At 46.8% G+C, this 3729-nt stretch carries 5 protein-coding genes; all 5 read right to left on the bottom strand.

Going from position 1 to position 3729, the window contains the following annotated elements:
• A partial coding sequence (locus FTU35_RS13095) for a transposase zinc-binding domain-containing protein (protein WP_171763821.1) occupies positions 1-316 on the bottom strand: 316 nt, incomplete at its 3' end.
• A 210-nt stretch (positions 317-526) separates the two neighbouring features.
• Entirely contained in the window at positions 527-751 is a 225-nt protein-coding gene (locus FTU35_RS13090; protein ID WP_000743213.1) for a hypothetical protein, read from the bottom strand.
• Entirely contained in the window at positions 748-1485 is a 738-nt protein-coding gene (locus FTU35_RS13085; RefSeq protein ID WP_001366550.1) for a recombinase family protein, read from the bottom strand. The genes FTU35_RS13090 and FTU35_RS13085 overlap by 4 nt, the downstream gene beginning before the upstream one ends.
• Before the next feature lie 148 nt (positions 1486-1633).
• Positions 1634-2800, bottom strand: coding sequence for a tetracycline-inactivating monooxygenase Tet(X3) (locus FTU35_RS13080; RefSeq protein WP_024160783.1), 1167 nt, complete (start codon positions 2798-2800; stop codon positions 1634-1636).
• 189 nt (positions 2801-2989) lie between these two features.
• The gene (locus tag FTU35_RS13075; RefSeq protein WP_205779272.1) at positions 2990-3583 is read right to left on the bottom strand and encodes a tyrosine-type recombinase/integrase; all 594 of its coding nucleotides are present in this window, start codon (positions 3581-3583) and stop codon (positions 2990-2992) included.
• Positions 3584-3729: the final 146 nt, after the last annotated feature.

Below are 3729 nucleotides of genomic sequence, written 5' to 3'. Positions count from 1 at the left end.
TTTCGGCCATCCGCCGCGCCCCACAGCTCGGGCAGAAACCGCGACGCTTACAGCTGAAAGCGACCAGGTGCTCGGCGTGGCAAGACTCGCAGCGAACCCGTAGAAAGCCATGCTCCAGCCGCCCGCATTGGAGAAATTCTTCAAATTCCCGTTGCACATAGCCCGGCAATTCCTTTCCCTGCTCTGCCATAAGCGCAGCGAATGCCGGGTAATACTCGTCAACGATCTGATAGAGAAGGGTTTGCTCGGGTCGGTGGCTCTGGTAACGACCAGTATCCCGATCCCGGCTGGCCGTCCTGGCCGCCACATGAGGCATGTTCCGCGTCCTTGCAATACTGTGTTTACATACAGTCTATCGCTTAGCGGAAAGTTCTTTTACCCTCAGCCGAAATGCCTGCCGTTGCTAGACATTGCCAGCCAGTGCCCGTCACTCCCACTCGATTGTAAACAAGCACACAAAACCCTTTAGTGACAACAATTTGCAAGAACTATCAGGCTCAGTGCCATGAAAAATACCATGACCAGATCATGAGGTTGAACACGGCTTGCGCCGGCAGCGTTCACGCTCCTGGTCGGCGATCTCGCCCGGCTGCAATGCTAGCTCAGCATCGGTCATGCGCTCCAGCACGTCGCGTAGGCGGATGGTGCAAGGAATGGGCGGCAGCTCGAACTCATAGCCGCCGGCGATCATTTCGGCCGCAATCTCCTCGGTGATGAAAAACGGCTCGTCGTCTTGGTTCGGCTTCTTCATGCCCTTTCCTCCTGGCGCTCATCCTGGCCGACAGCGGCCAGGGCATCGGCTTCCGTCAATGCGTCCTCCACGAACGCGCCGTGCTGCTTCGCTTCGGCCTGGCTGACCTCGGCCCATATCCGTTTCACCTGGGCCGCACTGTACCCGGCCAGCTCGGCGGTCTTGTTGATGCTGTAGCCGGACTTGCGCAGCGCGACAACTTGGGCGCGGCGCTTCGGATCAGCACGGCGGCCCTTGTACCGCCCGGCCTGGCGGGCCAACTCAATGCCTTGGCGCTGGCGTTCGCGCCTGTCCTCGTAGTCGTCGCGGGCCATCTGCAAGGCCAGGCGAAAAAGCATGATCTGCACGGCTTCCAGCACGATCTTGGCGACGCCCTGGGCCTCGGCCGCCAGGTCGGATAGATCGACCACGCCAGGGACGGCCAGGCGTGCGCCTTTGGCCTGTATCGAGGCCACCAGGCGCTCGGCCTCGGGCAAAGGTAGGCGGCTGATGCGGTCGATCTTCTCGGCAATGACCACCTCGCCGGGCTGTAGGTCGCCGATCATGCGCAGCAGCTCAGGCCGGTCGGCGCGTGCGCCGGATGCCTTCTCACGGTAGATGCCGGCGACGTAGTAGCCGGCGGCCTTCGCGGCCGTAGTGATCGCCTCTTGGCGTTCCAAGTCCTGCGCGTCGGTGCTGACGCGCAGATAGACCCGCGCCACCATCGGCGCGGCTACTGGCTTCGTCCTGCGCATACTTGCGGGCTCCTTTGGGCATACTCAAATGCACCCATCTTAAACTGGCAGCTAATGTACAAAAGTTGATAGAAGCACACAAGTTCAATTTTGCACTTCTGCCCCACTATTGCAAAACTGCTTGTTAGTAGCCGTTTTTTCTTACTGTTTATAGATTCAATAATTTTTGAAACGAAAAATTGGGACTAAACATTTCGGTTTCGTTTTCTGTCGATTCGTCCTGCGTATCTTTTGCATAAACAAACATTTGTTGTTCGTAGTTTTCGATGGCATTTTCAATACTTGTAAATTCTCCGTTTGTAAGGTTTTCAGACAATATCAAAGCATCCAATAATCCCGTATTTACACCCTGTCCTGCAAAAGGCGACATCAAATGAGCAGCATCGCCAATCATTGTTATGGGTAATGGACGGTTACTTTTCCAATCATTGTTCAAAGGAAATTTCCTTGTGGGCAAGCATTGAAATGTTGATACCGAACGTATTAATTGTTTGTAAACTTCACTCCATTTGGAAAATCTTTTCAATAAAAAATCGGCAACGCTGTTTCTGTCCTGAAAATCTAAGGGAATTTTATTTTTCCATTCATCGGGCGTTTTAAAACTAATTCCTAAATACAATGCACCATTATTATTGGGATTGGCAAACAATAAAATGCCCTGATGTCCCGCCATTAATCGGTTGCCGTTGCATAGCTGAAAAAATCCGGGACAGTTTATTTCCGGTTGAAGAATATCAGCTTGGATGTTGAAAGTACCGGTTTCTTCAACTTGCGTGTCGGTAACAAAGCTCCTTATTTTCGACATTCCACCATTGGCAAGAATAACCAAATCTGCTGTTTCACTCGGTTTATTCTCAAAAGTTAGTGTCCACTTCTTCTTACCAGGTTCAAGCATAACAAGTTTTCTATCCCAAATAACCGTGTCGTTTTCTAAACTATTCAACAAGATAGCCCTTAAGTCATTTCTGTTTATTTCAGGATTGTCAAATCGATTTTCGGGCTTTACATTTTTTGTGGATAAAATATTGCCTTTTTCATCAGCAATATTTACACCCATTGGTAAGGCTAAGTCATAATAAGTTTGTAACAATCCCGCTTTTTTCATTGCTTCCTGACCTGAACCTTTGTGTAGGTCAAGGGTTCCACCAAAAATTCTTGCCTCTCGGTCGTTGTCTCTTTCGTAAACTGAAACGTCTATGCCGTTTTGCTGTAATAATTTTGCCATAGTCAGTCCAACGGGTCCACCACCAATTATTGCAACGTTCTTATCACTAAGTAAATTCATTTGTTTGTCTGTATCTATTCGCATTGTCATTCAAAAATGGCACATAACAAGTGGCTATACGCCAAATGGCGTATATATCCACTATATCTTATTTTGCTAAACCTTTCATTATCAGTGACAAATCCGTTTTCAACCGTTTACCGTTCGTTTCTACTCTCTCAAAAGGATTTATATTCATAGTGCTTTTTGTTAAGTTTTGCTCAAATATACAAATCCTTTCTATATATCTAACAAATCCATCGGACTTTTTAATTGTTCCATTCCCTTGGTGGTAATATGTGTATAAACCTCAGTTGTTTTACTGCTTGAATGACCTAACAACGATTGAATATAACGTAAACTCGTACCATTCTCAAGCAAATGCGTTGCAAAGCTATGTCGTAAGGTATGTACAGTAACTTCCTTTTGAATCTTTGCTTTTAAAACAGCTGCTTTAAAAATGTTTTGAATACTTCGGCTTGAGTATGCGCCACCTTTTTGACCTTCAAATAAATAATCTTTTGGTTTATATTCCATAAAGTATGTTCTTAAAATAATTAATGTTTTCTCAGATAAAATGGTATAACGATCTCTTTTTCCTTTTGACTGTTCTATACGAATTTGCATGCGCTTGGAGTCAATGTCTTTTATTTTCAGGTTTATACATTCAGAAATGCGCAAACCTGCCGAATAAATAGTCATCAGAATAGCCTTGTGTTTCACGTTTTCAATAGCGCGTAGTACCCGAATGGTTTCTTCTTCACTCATCACAACAGGAAGTGTTTTTTCTTTTTTTGGTCTTTCGATGAAATATGTTTTCCGTTGTCCACCCAAAACACGTTCGTAATAAAACTGGCACTGTTGCAAAGTTAGCGATGAGGCAGCCTTTTGTCTTATTCAAAGGCCTTACATTTCAAAAACTCTGCTTACCAGGCGCATTTCGCCCAGGGGATCACCATAATAAAATGCTGAGGCCTGGC

It is taken from the genome of Acinetobacter sp. YH12095 (assembly GCF_013419245.1).
Classification (GTDB): domain Bacteria; phylum Pseudomonadota; class Gammaproteobacteria; order Pseudomonadales; family Moraxellaceae; genus Acinetobacter; species Acinetobacter towneri.
This window is presented reverse-complemented; position numbering and strand designations above follow the sequence as displayed.

Bases quoted from the DNA above. Each gene is read 5' to 3' on its own strand.
- FTU35_RS13090 (WP_000743213.1), bottom strand. From the start codon at position 751: ATGAAGAAGCCGAACCAAGACGACGAGCCGTTTTTCATCACCGAGGAG.
- FTU35_RS13080 (WP_024160783.1), bottom strand. From the start codon at position 2,800: ATGACAATGCGAATAGATACAGACAAACAAATGAATTTACTTAGTGAT.
- FTU35_RS13085 (WP_001366550.1), bottom strand. From the start codon at position 1,485: ATGCGCAGGACGAAGCCAGTAGCCGCGCCGATGGTGGCGCGGGTCTAT.